Consider the following 19,060-nt stretch of genomic DNA (forward strand, 5'->3'; position numbering starts at 1 on the left):
TTAGAATGGCGACCCCTTCGGAAGATGGGGCTGGTGATTTCTTTGTTTTTGAATTTAAAAAATGGATATATAGGGGATGCACATGCTCTGGACAGACTGCTTAACTCGCTTGCGACAAGAGCTCTCTGACAACGTCTTTGCGATGTGGATTCGTCCTTTGGTTGCTGAAGAAGTTGACGGTGTGATGCGTTTATATGCACCCAATCCTTATTGGACTCGTTATATTCAAGACAATCATTTAGAGTTGATTTCGATTCTTGCTGAGCAATTATCAGAAGGTCGAGTACGTCAGGTTGAAATCTTGGTTGATTCGCGTCCAGGTACCATTTTGTCTTCTCATGAGCAACCTGCAACCACGACAGCTGCTTTAACCACACAAGTTTCTGTTCCAACAAAAATTAAAAAAGAATCAGATTTGGTACAACCCAATCAGAATGTCAGCAAAATACCCAAGAAAAGACAGTTAAATTCCTTATTTACCTTTTCACTCTTTGTGGAAGGCCGATCAAACCAGATGGCTGCTGAAACATGCCGTAAGGTTTTAACCCAATTGGGTGCATCGCAGCACAATCCTCTATTTTTATATGGTCCAACTGGTCTGGGTAAAACACATTTAATGCAAGCAGTGGGGAATGCGTTATTACAAGCAAAGCCCAATGCACGTGTGATGTATATGACTTCAGAAAGTTTTGTACAAGACTTTGTGAGTTCTTTACAGAAGGGTAAGGTTGAAGAGTTTAAGAAAAATTGTCGTTCTTTAGATTTGTTATTGGTCGATGATATTCATTTACTTGCTGGTAAAGAAGCAAGTCTGGTTGAATTTTTCTATACTTTCAATGCTTTACTTGATGAATCTAAACAGATTATTTTAACCTCAGACCGTTATCCAAAAGAACTCACTGAACTCGATCCACGTTTGGTCTCTCGTTTTTCTTGGGGGCTCTCTGTTGGTGTTGAGCCACCAGATATTGAAACTCGAATCGAAATTTTGCTGAAAAAAGCTGAAAATAGTGGCGTTGATTTACCTCGTAACTGTGCTTTATTTATTGCTCAACAAGTTGTTGCCAATGTGCGTGAGCTTGAAGGTGCCCTCAATAAAGTGGTGGCGATTTCACGTTTCAAAGGTACAGTCATTGACCTTGATGTGGTGCGTGAATCTTTAAAAGATGTTTTGGCAATTCGTGCACGGACCATTAGTGTGGAAAATATTCAGCGTGTGGTGAGTGAATATTTCCGCATCCCACTCAAAGAATTGGTTGGACCAAAACGTACCCGTATTTATGCACGCCCGCGTCAGTTAGCTATGGGGCTTGCACGCGAATTAACTGGAGACAGTTTTCCTGAAATTGGAATGGCCTTTGGTGGTCGTGACCACAGTACCGTGATGCATGCTTGTGAAAAAGTTACGAGTTTGCGTGAAGAAGATCCAATTTTTAATGAAGACTATAAAAATCTGCTTCGTTTGCTGCAAAGTTAATCTTGGGCGTCGTGATATTTGATCTTTGCGATGAAAATAGGGCTGAATGAAGACAATCAGCCCAGTAAATATCTATTTTTTGGCAAGCTGTTCAATATAGCCTTAGTCTCATTTAGCGATTTTTCATGCAAAAACAAGGCACAACCTTCTTTACTTGAATCAGCAAAAGTGAATTGGGCGATTAAATGTCTATAGACCCTACTTTCAGAGTTGCAAACTGCTTTTAAGTGCAGCATAGTACACTGCTAACATTCATATCAGCTTCTGTTGTAAGAGGAATAAAATCGTGCGTTTGAAAATCGCTAAAGAAAGTTTAGTCAATGTTTTATCACATGTGGTGGGGGCTGTTGAACGTCGCCATACCTTGAATATTCTTTCAAATGTCAAAATTCAAACCACCCAACAGGCCTTAACGATTACGGGTTCTGATTTAGAAGTTGAATTGGTTGCAAGCACAACGTTAGCTGATGGTGCTTGTTTAGAAGCAGGTGAAACAACAGTTCCTGCACGTAAATTAGTCGAAATTTGTAAATCTCTTCCAACAGCAGCCTTGATTGATTTGCAAATTACAGAAGACCAACGCTGTATCTTAAAATCGGGCAATAGCCGTTTTGTGTTAGGTACGCTTCCTGCTGAAGATTATCCATTGTTAACCACTGAAAATAGTCAGGGTACACAAGTTCAGGTAACGCAGCGCGAATTGAAGCGATTATTTGAAAAAACAGCCTTTGCAATGGCTGTACAGGATGTTCGTTTTTATTTGACTGGTACTTTACTGGAAATTGATCAAAATCAATTGCGTACAGTAACAACTGATGGACATCGTTTAGCTTTGTGTGAAGTGTTGGCCTCATCAACAGCTGCATCACCGATGCAGGCAATTGTTCCGCGTAAGGCGGTTGGTGAATTACAACGTTTATTGAGTATTGAAGATGAACAGTTGACCCTGTTGATTGGACGTGAATTGTTGAATGTCACCATTAATACGCCAAGCCGTGATAAAGAGCAGGGTGATATTACCGTGCGTTTCACCACCAAGTTGATCGATGGAAAGTTCCCAGATTATCGCCGTGTGATTCCAAAAAATGGTGATAAGCATGTTTTTATTGCTCATGATGTATTCAAGCAATCTTTACAACGTGTTGCTATTTTAAGTAATGAAAAACTTCGTGGTGTTTTCTTGAATTTTAATCAAGATTCATTGCAGTTGCGTGCCAATAACCCAGAACAAGATGAGGCGGTCGAAGATATTGCGATTCAATATCAAGATGCACCTTTAGAAATGTCATTTAATGCGCAATATATCCTTGAAGTACTTGGTGTACTGGATGGTGATGACGTGAAAATGAGCATGAGTGAAGCCAATCAGTCGGTGCTTGTTCAAGATCCAGCGCATCCTGATCAAACTTATGTCGTGATGCCAATGCGAGTTTAATGACGATTGATGTTTGAGTTTTAAAGCATGCAAATCACGCGTTTAAATATCGAACGTGTACGTAATTTAAAGACGGTTGCACTCCATGAGTTGCAACCGTTTAATATTTTTTACGGCGCAAATGGTTCTGGAAAAACTTCAGTTCTAGAGTCGATTCATTTGCTGGCAACAGGCCGTTCATTTCGCACCCATATTCCAAAACATTACATTCAATATGAAGCAGGGGATGCAATTGTTTTTGCGCAATCGGCCAGTGAACGTATTGGTATGCAAAAGTTGGCTTCGGGCGAACAGGTGATTAAAGTCAATGGCGACACCATTGCGACTCAAGGTCAATTGGCAAAATTATTGCCTTTACAACATATCGATCCACAAAGCACCGATATTATTGATCATGGCGCAAAGCCAAGACGCCAGTTGTTAGACTGGTTAATGTTCCACGTGGAACCTGAGTTCTATTTTGCATGGCAGTACTATTCTCGCGCACTAAAACAACGTAATAGTTTGCTCAAGACACGACGTAACCTAACTTTGGCTGATTTAGAGCCTTGGAATAAAATGCTGAGTGATTATGGCGAAATGCTGCACTCACAACGGGTCAGTATTGTTGAGCAATGGAACCAATTTTTCCATGAAGATTTAAAGCAACTTCTACCCAATCTTGAGATAGAACTGGAATACAATCCTGGCTTTCATACTGAGCAAGGCCTATTGCAGGACTTGATTCAGCAGCATCAAAAAGACCTTGATCGGCGCTATACCGAGTATGGTCCGCATCGCGCTGATTTACGTTTAAAAACGCCTTTTGGCAATGCGGATGATGTGTTATCTCGTGGGCAAAAAAAGTTGTTAATCATGGCATTAAAACTGTCACAAATTGCAATGCTACATGCGAGTAATAAGGAAACTGTGGTATTATTAGATGATCTGACAGCAGAGTTAGATGAGACTGCACAACAGCGTTTAATTGAGCGATTGAGTCAGTTAGGGAGTCAAGTTTTTATGACCACCTTAGACCATGCATCGGTATTAAAACACTTACAGGATTTGTCGATTTCTTTTCAATTATTCCACGTTGTTCACGGTCAAGTCAGTCTTGCTGCACCATAATTTTATTTTTCATCTTTAAATAGATCAATATTACTAGGGAGTAACCATGAGTTCAGAGTCTCAATCAGTCTCTCAAACAGAACAAACAAATGAAAAGGCTTATGATTCCTCTAGTATTAAAGTATTACGTGGATTAGACGCGGTTCGTAAACGTCCTGGCATGTATATCGGTGACACCGATGACGGTACAGGTTTACACCATATGGTGTTTGAGGTGGTGGATAACGCCATCGATGAAGCTTTAGCAGGACACTGTGACGAGATTTTAGTGACCATTCACGAAGATGAATCTGTTAGCGTAACCGATAACGGTCGTGGTATTCCAACCGATATTCACCCTGAAGAAGGGGTGTCGGCAGCAGAGGTAATTCTGACCATTCTGCATGCGGGTGGTAAGTTCGATGACAACAGCTATAAAGTGTCTGGTGGTTTGCATGGTGTGGGTGTATCGGTTGTAAATGCGCTGTCTAAAAAATTGCATTTAACTATCCATCGTGCTGGTCAAACCCATGAGCAAGAATACGCGCATGGCGATCCGCAATATCCACTAAAGGTCGTGGGTGAAACTGATAAATCGGGTACAACGGTTCGTTTCTGGCCGAGTGAACTCACTTTTAGCCAAACCATTTTCAATGTTGATATTTTGGCTCGCCGTTTAAGAGAACTCTCTTTCCTAAACGCAGGTGTGCGAATTGTATTGCGTGATGAGCGTGTAAACTTCGAACATGTTTATGATTATGAAGGTGGTCTATCTGAGTTCGTTAAATATATTAACGAAGGTAAAACCCATTTAAATGAGATTTTCCATTTCACTGCGGATACGGATAGCGGTATTGCCGTTGAAGTTGCATTGCAATGGAATGAAAGTTATCAAGAAAACGTTCGCTGCTTTACCAACAATATTCCACAAAAAGATGGTGGTACGCACCTTGCAGGTTTCCGTGCTGCATTAACTCGCGGTTTAAACCAGTATCTTGAAAGTGAAAATATTCTTAAGAAAGAAAAAGTCGCTGTCACAGGTGATGATGCGCGTGAAGGCTTAACTGCAATTATTTCAGTGAAAGTGCCAGATCCAAAATTCTCATCACAAACCAAAGAAAAATTGGTCTCGAGTGAAGTGAAACCTGCGGTAGAGCAGGCCATGAACAAAGAGTTTTCAGCTTATTTGCTGGAAAATCCACAAGCGGCGAAATCGATTGCTGGCAAAATTATTGATGCAGCACGTGCGCGTGATGCAGCACGTAAAGCACGTGAAATGACACGTCGTAAGAGTGCTTTAGATATCGCTGGTTTACCAGGTAAATTGGCAGACTGTCAGGAAAAAGATCCAGCATTGTCTGAACTTTATCTGGTCGAGGGTGACTCTGCGGGCGGTAGTGCCAAACAAGGTCGTAACCGTAAAATGCAGGCAATTTTACCGCTAAAAGGTAAGATCCTGAACGTTGAACGTGCACGTTTTGACAAGATGATTTCCAGTCAGGAAGTGGGAACTTTGATTACCGCTTTGGGCTGTGGGATTGGACGTGAAGAATACAATCCAGACAAATTACGTTATCACAAAATCATTATCATGACCGATGCGGACGTGGATGGTTCACATATTCGTACCTTGTTATTGACCTTCTTCTTCCGTCAAATGCCAGAATTGGTCGAACGTGGATATATTTATATTGCACAGCCGCCATTGTATAAGTTGAAAAAAGGCAAGCAAGAGCAGTACATCAAAGATAATGATGCACTTGAAACCTTCCTGATTTCAAACGCGATTGATGAACTGGCTTTACATGTCAGTGCTGAAGCACCTGCGATTACTGGCACGGCAATCGCAAGTGTCATTGCTGATTATCAAGTGTCGCAAAAGAGCTTACAACGTCTCACTCAACGCTATCCTGCAAGTTTGTTGGATGGTTTACTTGAGCTTGAAGCCTTTAAAGCAGATCACAACCATGAACGTGACTATGTCGAATCATGGGCTGAGCAATTACGTGTTGCGATTGAAACATTACAACCAAGCTTACGTCCTGAGATTACCTTAGAATCATTTGAGCGTGAAAATGCACAAGGTGAGAAATCAGCGCATTATTGGCCACGTGTTACGGTCTATGTGCATAACTTACCGCATTCTTATTTACTCGATGCGGGTCTGTTAAATTCTGCTGAGTATGCACGTTTATTGAAGAACTCTAAGAGCTGGTTCAAGCTGATTGAAGAAGGAGCTTACCTACAAAAAGGTGAGCGTCGCATCCAAGTCAGCAATTTCCATCAAGTGTGGCAGCACATTTTGCAAGACTCACGTCGCGGTATGATGATCCAACGCTATAAAGGTTTGGGTGAGATGAATGCTGAGCAACTTTGGGAAACCACGATGGATCCTGAAAACCGCAATATGTTGCAGGTGACCATTGATGATGCGATTGAAGCAGATCGTATGTTCTCATGCTTGATGGGTGATGATGTAGAACCACGTCGTGCCTTCATTGAAGAAAATGCGTTAAATGCAGATATTGATGCTTAATTAATTTAGGCATCAATACCAAATAACATGGCTTATCTTTTGCGCTGTTGTAAAAGATAAGCTCTCCATCCTGCAACCAACAGGGGTAGCAGGGTGATCATTAGAAAAATAACATCTGCAATACCATCCATCAGCAGCATTCCAATAATCCCTGAAACACTGCATAAAGCCAGTAGCCATAAGACACTTAACTTATTCCACAGTTGCATTATTGACTCCTTTTAGGCTTTTTTGCTGACGTTTTGCCCACCATAACCATGCGCCATTTAGGGTGATAAATAAGGTGAGTAAGGTACATAGACTCCATAAAATCTTTAAGGGCATACCACCATAATTGCCAAAATGCAAAGGTTGTGACAGTAAGATGGCTTTCAGATAGGTGGGCAATTCTTCAACCGTATCGACGTGTCCTGTCTCAGCATTAACCAAGGCGACTTTCAGCATTTTTTCCTGTAAGCCCTCATTGCCTTGCAGCAAGACCATGTAATGTCCCTGAGTTGAATATTCTGTTTTTGGGTAGAACACACTGGTGGGGTGCCAACCGACTTCACCTTTCTGTGCAGCCGCATAAACCTGATCAATGCTTAAGTTTGGATGAGTCACGCTGGCATGTTGATATTTGTCTTGGAGGGCTTTTAGTTCAGTGATTTGCCACACACCAATCGCAACCGTACCAAAGCCGAGTAAAAAACCTGTCAAAGTTACCACCAAAGCCCAACCTAAAATCGCGGAACCGATTAAATTATGCAAATCGAGCTGTAACAAGCGCTGACCTTTGCCAATGCGGATAATGCCAAAAAAGAATTTTTTGACATAGGGGGCATAGACCACCAATCCTGAAACCAGTGATAAGAACACTAAAAATGCAATCAATGCACCAATCAATTGTCCAATAAAACCTAAAAACCAGTTGGCGTGCAGTTCCAGTAAGAAGCCCGTTAGGGTATCCCGTTCATTCGGTTGCTGAATCAATGTCGCAGAACCAATATCTGCAAATAACCAACGTGCTTGTTCAAAGCTTTGCTCTGGTTTGGCCATACCGATCAATAACACACCTGGATGATGCTCAGGATCGTAGCCTGTACTGATAATGTACTCATTGGGATAAGTTTTCTGTGCTGTCGCAATTGAATCAGCTAATGGTCGTTGTTGCTGTATTGAGGAGTGTAGGGCTGTCGGTTCAACACCGAGCGCATGATCGATTTCCTCATGAAAAATCAGTATCACTCCAGTGATGGATAAAATCGCAAAGGGGATCACGATCACTAAGCTGACCCAACGATGAATCCATAAGTTGATGCGAAACCAGCGCGAGTTGGTTTTTTTAATGGCAGTTGCTGTTTGCTTCATAACTGGCTTTCCAATGAAGGTGAGTACATTGGCTTCCTTAAGATTCGTGTTTTTATAAAGTGATTCTATTTTTATTGATAATTATTTTCATTACTATTTACGATTGTTTTTTACGTTCCACGTGAAACCTTACACGGAATAAAATGATTAAAAAAAGGTAGCCGAAGAAATCAACTACCTATCAGTGATCTATTGAAGCTTGAGCTGAATGAGTCTGGAAATGATGACTAGCCAAATATTTGATCAGTTTTCAACAAAGTCGCTGACTTGAATTAATGCATGGCCAAACAAATAGCCTGCCGTGACTAAAACACTGATCCAGAGCAAAGCGCCTAAAATGTTGTACACCACAAAGTGGCTATAATTCATGTTGCTTGAACCTGCAGCCAACGGCGCAAATGAACGAGCAAAAGGAATAAAGCGAGCCAGTAGAATGGTTTTCCCACCATGCTTTAAGAAGAACACATTGGTTTTTTGCAGATATTCTTGTTTAATAAAGCGTGACTTAACATTGAAAATACGATCGCCAAAATGACGGCCAATATGGTAATTCACCATATAACCCAATGCCGCGGCGAAAAACAGTAAGCTGATCATGTAGCCAAGATGCATGATTTCAACCACGGAGCATAATGCCCCCACCGTCAATAACAGACTGTCGCCTGGTAAAAAGAACATAAAAACAAAGGCGGTTTCTGAAAAGATAATCAGAAAAAGGATGAAATAAATCCATAAGCCATATTCTTGAACCAAGACAGGCAAAATATGTTCAAAATTAAAAATAAAATCTAAAGAATTCATTCAGTTTGTATAATCCAAAATAGAGTACTCACCAAATTAAAGTACAAAAAATGTGAAATGAATTTAACCCTCAGGATTCATTCGTTAGTGATAACTATACAACAGTGGGAGCCGAGTATATCGAGCCTGAAGCTAAAGCTCAATTTTCTGAGAAAATTCCAATTTTTACCTTATCTTAAATTATCGACAAATTCATGACACTTTTAATGATATTCATAGTGTTTTTAAGTATCTGCATCCTTTTTAGATCAGAAAAATGAAGAGTTGTTTTTAAAATGATGCGATCCATACATGCAACAAATGAGCATGTATGGATCAATACGAACTTAGTCAGTAAAGGAACCTTCTAATTCTTCCAGTTCCATCATCAGCTCTAACAGCTGTTCTTCATGCTGTTCCAACTTGGCCTTCAGCTCATTTTGTTCATTCATCAGCTTGATCAAATCATCTTTGCGATTGGCATCATACAGTGCACTGTCTGCCAACGCATGTTCAATTTCGGCTAAGCGAGGCTGAACCTTTTCAATTTGAGCTTCGACTTTTTCAATATTTTTACGAATTGGACGAGTCAATTCACGGCGGCGGGCAGTCTCTTTACGTTGCGCTTCTTTGTCAACTTTTCCAGCTGGGGTATTTACTGTTTGCTGCTGTGATGCATTCTGCGCATTGATTTGTTGCTGGCGTGCTTCACGTAACCATTTGGCGTAGTCTTGCAAATCACCCTCAAATTCAGTGCATTTACCGGCATGAACTAACAGTAGGTCATCACAAACACTGGCAATCAACTGACGTTCGTGCGAGACCAAAACTACAGCCCCTTCAAAATCTTGCAATGCCATTGTTAGGGCATGGCGCATATCCAAATCCAAATGGTTGGTTGGTTCGTCTAGGATCAAAACATTTGGACGTAACCATACAATAAGGGCCAAAGCGAGACGCGCGCGTTCACCGCCAGAGAAGCTTTCGCATGGAGTGTCCATACGTTCACCGCTAAAGCCAAATCCACCTAGAAAGGCGCGTAATGCAGCTTCACTGATTTTTTTGTCGGCAATACGGGCCAGTTGTAGCATTGGACTGGCATTGGCATCTAATGCATCCATTTGATGCTGAGCAAAATAACCAATATTGAGCAGTTCAGAAGCCTTACGTTCACCAGCCAAAAGTGGCAAATCCCCGACCAAAGTTTTGATCAACGTTGATTTACCGGCACCATTCATCCCTAATAAACCGATACGTGAACTAGGGGTGATTTGCAGACGAATCTTTTCGGCAATCATTTTATCGCCGTAACCAATGGTGGCTGCATCTAAACTTAGTAAAGGTGAACTCATTTTGGTCGGTTCACGGAAGCTAAAGGTAAATGGTGTATCGACATGTGCAGGGGCAAGCTGTTGCATCCGCTCAAGTCGCTTGATACGGCTTTGCGCTTGACGGGCCTTAGTCGCTTTTGCCTTAAAACGATCAATAAACTTTTGTAAGTGTGCACGTGTTTCTTGCTGTTTCTCAAACGCTTGTTGTTGTTGCGCTAAACGTTCGCTACGTGTGGTTTCAAAGGTTGAATAGTTGCCCGTATATAGCGTCAGTTCCTGATTTTCAATATGTAGAATATGGTCGGTAATGGCATCGAGGAAATCACGGTCATGTGAAATCAGAACTAGTGTACCTTCATACGCTTTAAGCCAGTCTTCTAACCACAAGATTGCATCTAAATCTAAGTGGTTGGTTGGCTCATCCAGTAATAAGAAGTCTGAACGGCTCATCAAGGTACGTGCAAGATTTAAACGCATACGCCAGCCGCCAGAGAAGCTCGCCACATTTAAACGGATTTGATTATCCAGAAAACCGAGTCCAGCCATAAGTTGCGCAGCTTTGGCAGGTGCAGCATAGCCATGAATTTCATCAAAACGGCCATGAAGTTGCGCCAACTCATCATTACTGAGTTGATCTGGATGCGCTAATTTTTCTTGAATGTCCCAGTATTCTTCATCGCCAGACAAGACAAAATCAATTGCTGGCATTTCTAAGGCTTTAATTTCTTGCGCCATATGCGCAACAGTCCAGACTGCTGGGCGGGTCAGATTGCCCTCATCTGCGACCAAGTCACCTAAAAATGCAGCAAACAGAGTTGATTTACCTGCACCATTTACCCCTGTGAGACCAATTTTCCAACCTGGATGGAGCTGCATCGATGCTTTTTGGAACAGAACACGCCCACCGCGGCGTAATGAAACTTGGTCAAACTGGATCATGAGTATGCAAAATAGCGAATAGATAGCTGCATTTTAAGGTGATCGCCCATGAATGCAAATTTTTATATTGAAGATCAACTTGTTTGGATTGAGCTGATCAATCAATTATAAAATAGAGCAAAAGCTCTATTTTTGTGACGCGAATCAGATTATCATTTAAATTATATGAAAAAATAAGTAATTAGACTAAAAGTACAGCAATAGGATTTAAGGATGAAGAAGGGAATTCTTGCATTGGGGGCAATGCTGATTTTGGGCGTGCATACAGAAACACAGGCAGCGACCAAGATTTGTGTTTTTGATCTGCTTGGCAAATCCGGAGAGGCTTATAAGGCCATGGAGGAATGGGCTTTAGCTGCGAAAGCTTGGCGCGGTGATAGTTATTTGATCAGTTACCAAAATGAAGCACTGGCTGAAAATGACTTCGAACAAGGCAAATGTGATGGCGTGTATATGACCTCCATGCGTGCACGCCGTTATAACAAATTTGCAGGTTCAATTGATGCCATTGGCGCTGTTCCGAGTTATGCCATTGCACAGAAAGCAATTAGTTTTGCTTTGGATAAACGCAATCAACGCCGTTTGATCAGCACTGTAGATCATGAAAACTATGAAGTTGCTGGAATTTCACAAATTGGTTTAGCTTATATTTTTGTCAAAGACAAGAAAATGAATACCATTGAGCAAATCAAAGGCAAGAAATTTGCTGTTCTTGGTTATGACGAAGCACAAAAAATTGTGGTCAAAAGTTTGGGAGGGCAAGCGGTTCTTGCAGATGTGTCTGATATCGCCAAAAAGTTTAATAATGGGCAGGCCGATATTATGGCTGCACCCGCGTATGCCTATAAACCATTAGAGTTGCATAAAGGGTTGGGCAATGATGGAGCGATTATTACCTTTCCTGCTGTGAATATGACTATGGATTTAATTATTCGCCCTGAAAAATTCTCCAGTAATTTTGGGCAAAATTCCCGTGCATGGTTCTTAGGTCGTCTCAATACCAACTTTGCTCTGATCCAACGTCTTGAATCAGAATTGCCTGCAAAATACAAAATAAATCTCAGCACTGAAGATAAAACCCGTTATCAGCAAATCCTGCGTGAAGCACGGATGGGATTGACCAAACGTGGTATTTACGATGCCACCATGATGAACGTACTCAAACGTGCGCGTTGCACCGTGGATCGGACCAATTTTGAATGTACCTTAGGTGGCGAATAAACTCAGATACAGAGGGGTAAGATGTTCAGCATCTTCCTTTTGAGTCGATATTGGCCTAAAACATTAAAATGTGATCAAGATTGTTAAAACCAATGAAAACCCGATGTATGTATATAAAAGCGCTATGCATTTAGGCAAAAGCTGACTATATTTATCGAGCACTGATGGAAAATTGTGCAAGATAGTAAAATAAGGGAAAACGAGATGAAAAAAGGACTTTGGGCATTGAGTGCTACGGCTCTATTTGTCATGACTACTCCTGTGCAGGCAAAACAACAAATTTGTGTTTTTGATTTATTGGGTAAGGCTGGGGAGTCTTATAAACTGATTGAAGAATGGAAGCTTGCCTCTAAAACATGGCAAGGTGATGTAGAATTAATTCCTTATCAAGATGAAGAAAAAGCAGAAAAAGATTTCGATGCGGGCAAATGTGATGGCGTGTATATGACCTCCATGCGTGCACGTAAATATAATAAATTTGCAGGTTCTGTCGATGCTGTCGGTGCAGTCACCAGTAATGCGATTGCACAAAAGGCGATTACTTATGTACTGGATAAACGCAATCAACATCGTTTAACTGCAACGGTCAATGGTGATAAATTCGAAGTCGCAGGGATTATCCAAGTGGGATTGGCGTATATCTTTGTTCGCGACAAAAAGATCGATACCATTGAAAAAGCCAAAGGTCGAAAATTTGCATATTTACATTATGATCAAGCACAAAAAACCATTGTTGAAAGCATAGATTTGGTCGCTGTCCCATCTGATATCTCTGATTTTGTGAAAAAATTTAATAGTGGTCAGGTGGATGTGATTGCGGCACCCGCATATGCCTATAAGCCGCTCGAAATTAGTAAAGGCTTAGCCAATGGTGCGCTGTTTAATTTTCCTGTGGTGAACATTACAGGTGACTTGATTATCCGTCCGAGCCAATTCCCGAATGGATTTGGTCCACAATCTCGACAATGGTTCGTTAATAAACTGCCAAGTAACTTTGCCATGGTGCAACGTTTAGAAGCAGGAATGAACGCGAGAAAAATTACCTTGTCGAACGAAGATAAAGTCCGTTATCAAAAAATGTTACGTGATGGTCGTATGAATTTAACCAAGCAAGGCGTGTACGATGCTAGTATGATGAATGTACTGAAGCGTGCCCGTTGTACGGTTGAACGGACAAACTTTGAGTGTACTTTGAGTGGTGAATAACAAGGAGAACAGCAGTACAAAAATATAAATCTATAAACAAAGGTAGGCATATATAACAAATTTGCCTATGAAAATAATAGAAATAGATAAAACAGGGTAAAAAATATACAAACTAGATATAAAAATAGAGTATAAGCTCTATTTTTTTTCAGAAAACATGATTAATATTTGCTTCGAACAAGGAGACAAACATAAAGTTTGTGAAGGGATGAAAAATATGAAAAAAATTGCACTTGCTATTGCAGCAACTTCGATCTTAGGTGTATCTGCTTCTACTCAAGCAGCAATTGACGTGTGTGTATTCGACTTATTAGGAAAGTCAGGTGAATCATACAAAATGATGCAAGACTGGGCACTCGCAGCAAAAAGCTGGGGTGCTGATGTCAACCTTCTCGCGCTTACAGATGAGCAGGTTGCGGATAACAACTTTAAAGCAGGTAAATGTGCTGCCGTTGCAATGACAGCAATGCGTGCTCGTCCATATAATAAATTTGCTGGTTCGGTAGATTCATTAGGTGGTGCACCAAGTAATGAAGTTGCACAACGTGCAATTACTTATGTTCTAGACGCACGTAATGCAGCAAAAATGACCACCACTTTAGGTGGGAATAAGTATGAAATTGGTGGTATCGCTCCAATGGGTGCCGCATACATTTTCGTACGTGACAAGAGCATTAACTCAATTGAAAAAGCAGCGGGTAAAAAATTCGCAGTATTGGGTTATGACGATGCGCAAAAAATCATGGTACAACGCGTAGGTGCTCAAGCTGTACTTTCTGATATCTCTAACTTCGCTGCTAAATTTAACAATGGTCAAGTGGACATGGTAGGTGCGCCTGCTTATGCCTATAAGCCATTAGAGTTAAGCAAAGGTTTGGGTACCAATGGTGCGATGTTTAACTTCCCTGTACTACAAGTAACAGCGGATCTAGTTTTACGTCCAGAAAAATTCCCAGCAGGTTTTGGTCAAAAATCTCGTGATTATTTTGTGAAGCAACTTCCAAAAGCATTCTCAATGATCAAGCGTTATGAAGCTGAAATCCCAGCGAAATACAAAATGAATTTAACGCCTGAAGACAAATTGAAATATCAAAAATTAATGCGTGATGGCCGTTTAGAAATGACTAAACGTGGTATTTACGATGCTGGTATGATGTCTGTATTGAAAAAAGCGCGTTGTTCAGTAGATAAAGCAAACTTTGAATGTGCATTACCTGGTGAATAATCAGTAATTGCGATACATCATACTTAAAGCCTAGATTCATCTAGGCTTTTTGTTTTTTAGGCTTTGTCATTTGAGTCATTGTCTTTATTTTGAAAGATCGTAATCATACTCGTATATAAAAAGCCAAATGAAATCTTGAAGATTTAAAATATGTTTTAATCGGGAAGATTGGACATGATTGAACAAAAACATATTTTCATTTGAAAGCCCAGAGCAGGATATAAGGTAATTCTTTAATTTTTGGGTGCGATGCAACAACAATCAGCATAGATGCAAAGGAAAAATAAAATGCAATGGTTTAAAACATTATTACTCGCAACAGGTATTGCTGCGGTATCTGTAGGCGCTCAGGCAAAACAAACAATTTGTGTATTCGATATCGTGGGTAAAAGTGGCGATGTCTATGCATTGATGAAAGATTATCAGCTTGCTGCAAAAACATGGGGTGCTGATATTGAACTGAAAGTCGCGACCAATGAAGCTGTAATCGCAGAGGACTTTAAAGCGGGTAAATGTGATGGCGTCAGTATCACAGGTATGCGTGGTCGCCAGTTCAACCCATTTACTGGATCATTGGATGCGATCGGTGCAATTACCGACCTTAAGCTTGCTGTAAAGGTGATGCAAGGCTTGGCGAGTCCAGCTTTTGCCAAAGCGATGGTGAATGGTAAATATGAAGTCGTCGGAGTTATCCCTGTTGGTGATGCCTATTTGCTGGTGAATGACCGTAATATCAATACTGTTGCCAAGGCGGCAGGTAAGAAAATCGCCGTTTTAGATTATGACGAAGCTCAAAAAATTATGGCTTCGCAAGTCGGTGCACAAGCGGTCAGTTCAGATATCACCAACTTTGGTGCAAAGTTTAACAATGGTCAGGTCGATATTATTGGTGCGCCAGCGGCAGCATTCAAACCTTTAGAATTATATAAGGGCTTGGGAACTAAAGGTGCGATTGTGAATTATCCGATTCTACAAGTGACAGGTAATTTAATTATTCATCCAGATAAATTCCCTGCTGGTTTTGGTCAAAAATCAAGAGAATGGGTCAAAGCACAGTTACCGCGTGCATTTACGATTCTTGGAAAAATGAAAGCAGATATTCCACAAAAATATTGGATGGAAGTACCAGCGTCTGACAAACCAGGCTATCAAAAGTTGATGCGCGAAGCTCGTATTAATCTGACTGCAAAAGGCATTTATGACAAGCGAATGATGAAATTGTTATGGCAATTCCGTTGCCGCGAAGATGCAAAGAACTTTGAATGTGGTCTACAAGATGAGAACTATAAATAATCTTGTAAAAAGTCATTAACAGGACTTTAAACTTCAAATACAGACCCGATATTGAGTATGCTATACTAAATATCGGGTCTTTTATTTATTAAAGACGTATTGAAGTCTGAGGAATGTGCATCATGAACGCCCAAGCTCTAGAATTGTCAGATAATGCTGCCAAAAAAGTTCGCCAATTGCGCGAAAGTGAAGGGAATAACGACCTTATGTTACGTGTCTATGTAACAGGTGGTGGATGTTCAGGATTCTCTTATGGCTTTAATTTTGCTGAAAGCGTCAATGAAGATGATGCTGAGTTCATGAATGGCGATGTAAAAATGTTGGTCGATTCTTTGAGCTACCAGTATTTGATCGGTTCAGTTGTTGATTACCTTGAAGGGTTGGAAGGTTCACGCTTTGTGATCCAGAACCCGAATGCGACGACAACTTGTGGCTGTGGTTCATCGTTCTCGATCTAACAGATTCTAGATATAAAAAAAGCTTCTCCAATTGAGAAGCTTTTTTTGCTTTATACCGTGGTTATTGTTCCAAGGATACGATCCCCAGCTGCCCCTGTCACAGCGGGTAAATTGCCACTCAGCTGTTGTACGAAGCGCATCGCCAGCCACGCAAAAGCAGTTGCCTCTACCCAAGTTGGTGCTAGACCAAGCGCATCCGTTGTTTGCACGGACCAATTATGTTTACGTAGGCGCCAACGCAGTTGTTCAAGTAGATGCGAGTTATAGGCACCACCACCACAGACATAAATTTCACCTGTCGGCATCCATTCCTTGCTACGATAAATTGCTTTCTTAATCGCACGTGTGGTGAGTTTCATTAAGGTCGCTTGAATATTCTCTGGCGTATCTTCTAATTCTTCATATTCTAGACCACTACGCCAATCACTCAGCTGTTCATCGAGCCATTCCAGATTAAAGTCTTCGCGTCCTGTACTTTTAGGGGGTTCTTTGGCAAAAAATTCATGGGTCTGTAAACGATCTAACAATGAACGCACTGGATTACCGTACGCCGCCCAATCGCCATTTTCATCATAAGGATGTCCAGTGTGACGATGGCACCATGCATCCATCAAAATGTTGGCAGGGCCAGTATCAAAGCCATATACGCCGTTTAAATCATTTGCAGGCAGCATACTGACGTTTGCAATCCCACCTAGGTTTAAAATGACACGGTGGATACTGTCATGGAGGAATAAGGCTTGATGGAAGGCGGGCACTAAAGGCGCACCTTGGCCACCTGCTGCCATATCACGACGACGGAAATCAGACACGACAGGGAGTTGCGTGATTTCGGTAATGATATTGGGGTCACCAATTTGTAAGGTAAAACCGTGTTCAGGACGATGGCGAATGGTTTGTCCATGCGAACCAATGGCTTTAATTTGAGTACGATCTAAATTATTCTTTTCAATCAATTCATTGATGCCATGACCAATCATTTGCGCCAAAGCGACATCGGCTTTACCCATACGATCAATTTCATTGTCGTCTGGAAGCGTTAATGCCATCAATTCATCGCGTAATTCAGGCTCAAAAGGCACAGTCAGCGTAGCATGCAGCGTTAAAGGATCAAATGAAGTTGCAACAATATCAACACCATCCATGCTCGTGCCTGTCATTACACCAATATAGATTGCGCTCATATACAACTTATCCTGCAAGATGCTGAAAAAATGTTAGTATATCGCACAAATTGAATAACTGATGTGTTTAGGTTTTGTGATGTCAAATTTCTTGCCAGCCGAAGAACAGCTTGCTCTCATTCAACGAGGCACGCACGAGATTATCTCTGAAGAAGATTTACTTAAAAAACTGAAAGAGAATCGTCCACTCCGTGTAAAAGCAGGCTTTGACCCAACGGCTCCTGATTTACACTTAGGACATACGGTTCTAATTAATAAATTAAAAACCTTTCAAGATTTGGGACATGAAGTCACTTTCTTGATTGGTGACTATACAGCAATGATTGGTGACCCAACGGGTAAAAGCGCAACGCGTCCGCCGTTGTCACAAGAACAAGTGATTGCCAATGCGAAAACCTACCAAGAACAAGTTTTTAAAATCCTAGATCCGAATAAAACCAAAGTCCGTTTTAACTCGGAATGGTTTAATCAAAAATCTGCGGCTGATCTCATTCAATTGGCAAGCCAGCAAACCGTATCACGTATGTTAGAACGTGATGACTTTACCAAGCGTTATAACAACCATCAGCCGATTGCGATTCATGAATTCTTGTACCCATTGGTACAAGGCTACGATTCGATTGCACTTGAGGCCGATGTTGAGTTAGGCGGTACAGACCAGACCTTTAACTTGTTGATGGGTCGTACTTTACAAGGCCGTTATGGTCAGGAATCACAAGTGTGTATTACTGTGCCGATTCTTGAAGGTTTAGATGGCGTCAATAAGATGTCTAAATCTTTAGGCAACTATATTGGCGTATTTGACACACCAGGCGCGATGTACCAAAAAATCTTGTCAATGCCAGATAGCTTGATTGAGCGTTATTTTGATTTACTGAGCTTTAAGTCACTCGATGAAATTAAAGTCTTGCTTGATGAAATGGCTGCAGGTCGCAACCCGCAAGAAATCAAACGGATCTTGGCACTTGAGCTAGTTGAACGTTTCCATGATGCAGAAGCAGCAGAAAATGCACATAAGAGTGCAGGTAACCGTGTCACTGAAGGTGAAGTGCCAGAAGATACACCAGAAGTGACGATTTCTCGTGGTGAGTTTGGTGGCGAGTTATTTATTGCAACCATTCTGCGTGTTGCTGGTTTAAACCCGAATGCGGCTGCTGCAAAAGATGCAGTTGGTCGTGGTGCAGTAAAAGTCGACTGGAATGTGGTTGATATGAGCTTCTCTGTAAAAGAGAATGTCACTTTAATCATTCAGTCAGGCAAAAAAGCCATTGCACGTGTGACTTTCACTGACTAAATCGAAATGAAAATAATAAAAAGCAGGCCATGAGCCTGCTTTTTATACGTAAATAGCTGATAAAAACAACGAAAACACTGGTTTTGTAGAAAAAAGAAACATGCAAAAGAAAATAATAAAAAATGGGGTTGCACCCAGTCTGAAATACTGTAGAATGCACATCCATCGGCGGTGATGCAGATAAAAACTTGTTGAGAAACAAGGATTTGGCTTAAGGGTTAAATTTTTGGGTTTGAGAATAA

15 protein-coding genes are annotated in these 19,060 nt (G+C 41.1%); 10 read left to right on the forward strand and 5 right to left on the reverse strand.

Translation table 11 applies throughout. The features are described 5' to 3' along the window. Window positions 1-82 precede the first annotated feature (82 nt). The 4 genes from dnaA (at window position 83) to gyrB (ending at window position 6,537) form a co-directional block, all read left to right on the forward strand. Window positions 83-1,477 (forward strand): chromosomal replication initiator protein DnaA, encoded by a 1,395-nt coding sequence (dnaA, locus tag MMO42_RS17890; RefSeq protein ID WP_241321554.1) that lies wholly within the window; start codon window positions 83-85, stop codon window positions 1,475-1,477. A gap of 286 nt (window positions 1,478-1,763) precedes the next feature. Then, entirely contained in the window at window positions 1,764-2,912 is a 1,149-nt protein-coding gene (gene dnaN / locus MMO42_RS17895) for a DNA polymerase III subunit beta (RefSeq protein WP_005146294.1), read from the forward strand. Window positions 2,913-2,939: 27 nt separating this feature from the next. Next, window positions 2,940-4,022, forward strand: a complete 1,083-nt coding sequence (recF, locus tag MMO42_RS17900) for a DNA replication/repair protein RecF (protein ID WP_005290596.1) — start codon at window positions 2,940-2,942, stop codon at window positions 4,020-4,022. A gap of 46 nt (window positions 4,023-4,068) precedes the next feature. Further along, on the forward strand, window positions 4,069-6,537 hold the full coding sequence (gyrB, locus tag MMO42_RS17905) for a DNA topoisomerase (ATP-hydrolyzing) subunit B (RefSeq protein WP_241321555.1): 2,469 nt from the start codon (window positions 4,069-4,071) through the stop codon (window positions 6,535-6,537). 32 nt (window positions 6,538-6,569) lie between these two features. Here the strand turns inward: gyrB and MMO42_RS17910 are convergent, their stop codons facing one another. The 4 genes from MMO42_RS17910 to MMO42_RS17925 all read right to left on the reverse strand — a co-directional run bounded on the left by MMO42_RS17910 (window position 6,570) and on the right by MMO42_RS17925 (window position 10,937). Next, window positions 6,570-6,746, reverse strand: coding sequence for a hypothetical protein (locus tag MMO42_RS17910; RefSeq protein WP_241321556.1), 177 nt, complete (start codon window positions 6,744-6,746; stop codon window positions 6,570-6,572). Next, window positions 6,730-7,887 (reverse strand): PepSY-associated TM helix domain-containing protein, encoded by a 1,158-nt coding sequence (locus MMO42_RS17915; RefSeq protein WP_241321557.1) that lies wholly within the window; start codon window positions 7,885-7,887, stop codon window positions 6,730-6,732. The genes MMO42_RS17910 and MMO42_RS17915 overlap by 17 nt, the downstream gene beginning before the upstream one ends. Window positions 7,888-8,130: 243 nt before the next feature. Beyond that, window positions 8,131-8,688, reverse strand: coding sequence for a VTT domain-containing protein (locus tag MMO42_RS17920; RefSeq protein ID WP_005146304.1), 558 nt, complete (start codon window positions 8,686-8,688; stop codon window positions 8,131-8,133). Between the two features lie 326 nt (window positions 8,689-9,014). After that, window positions 9,015-10,937 (reverse strand): ATP-binding cassette domain-containing protein, encoded by a 1,923-nt coding sequence (locus tag MMO42_RS17925; protein WP_241321558.1) that lies wholly within the window; start codon window positions 10,935-10,937, stop codon window positions 9,015-9,017. Between the two features lie 213 nt (window positions 10,938-11,150). Between MMO42_RS17925 and MMO42_RS17930 the strand changes: the two genes are divergently transcribed. The 5 genes from MMO42_RS17930 (at window position 11,151) to erpA (ending at window position 16,340) form a co-directional block, all read left to right on the forward strand. Next, a complete protein-coding gene (locus tag MMO42_RS17930) occupies window positions 11,151-12,158 on the forward strand; it encodes a putative solute-binding protein (RefSeq protein ID WP_241321559.1) in 1,008 nt (335 codons plus the stop codon). A 204-nt stretch (window positions 12,159-12,362) separates the two neighbouring features. Continuing rightward, complete coding sequence (locus MMO42_RS17935; protein WP_241321560.1) at window positions 12,363-13,364, forward strand: putative solute-binding protein; 1,002 nt, start codon at window positions 12,363-12,365, stop codon at window positions 13,362-13,364. A 217-nt stretch (window positions 13,365-13,581) separates the two neighbouring features. After that, window positions 13,582-14,589 carry a putative solute-binding protein gene (locus MMO42_RS17940; RefSeq protein WP_241321561.1) on the forward strand — a complete coding sequence of 336 codons (1,008 nt, stop codon included), beginning with the start codon at window positions 13,582-13,584 and terminating at the stop codon, window positions 14,587-14,589. Between the two features lie 288 nt (window positions 14,590-14,877). Next, on the forward strand, window positions 14,878-15,882 hold the full coding sequence (locus MMO42_RS17945) for a putative solute-binding protein (RefSeq protein ID WP_005290573.1): 1,005 nt from the start codon (window positions 14,878-14,880) through the stop codon (window positions 15,880-15,882). A 122-nt stretch (window positions 15,883-16,004) separates the two neighbouring features. Next, window positions 16,005-16,340: an iron-sulfur cluster insertion protein ErpA gene (gene erpA / locus MMO42_RS17950; RefSeq protein ID WP_005186235.1), complete on the forward strand. Its 336-nt coding sequence runs from the start codon at window positions 16,005-16,007 to the stop codon at window positions 16,338-16,340. 50 nt (window positions 16,341-16,390) lie between these two features. On the opposite strand, the gene MMO42_RS17955 is transcribed toward erpA, so the two are convergent. Next, entirely contained in the window at window positions 16,391-17,524 is a 1,134-nt protein-coding gene (locus MMO42_RS17955) for an anhydro-N-acetylmuramic acid kinase (protein WP_005290569.1), read from the reverse strand. Between the two features lie 61 nt (window positions 17,525-17,585). On the opposite strand from MMO42_RS17955, the gene tyrS reads away from it, so the two are divergent. Beyond that, entirely contained in the window at window positions 17,586-18,818 is a 1,233-nt protein-coding gene (gene tyrS, locus MMO42_RS17960; RefSeq protein ID WP_167251606.1) for a tyrosine--tRNA ligase, read from the forward strand. The last annotated feature ends 242 nt before the right edge of the window (window positions 18,819-19,060 follow it).

The sequence above is a fragment of the Acinetobacter sp. ANC 3882 genome (genome assembly GCF_022549545.1).
Lineage (GTDB): Bacteria > Pseudomonadota > Gammaproteobacteria > Pseudomonadales > Moraxellaceae > Acinetobacter.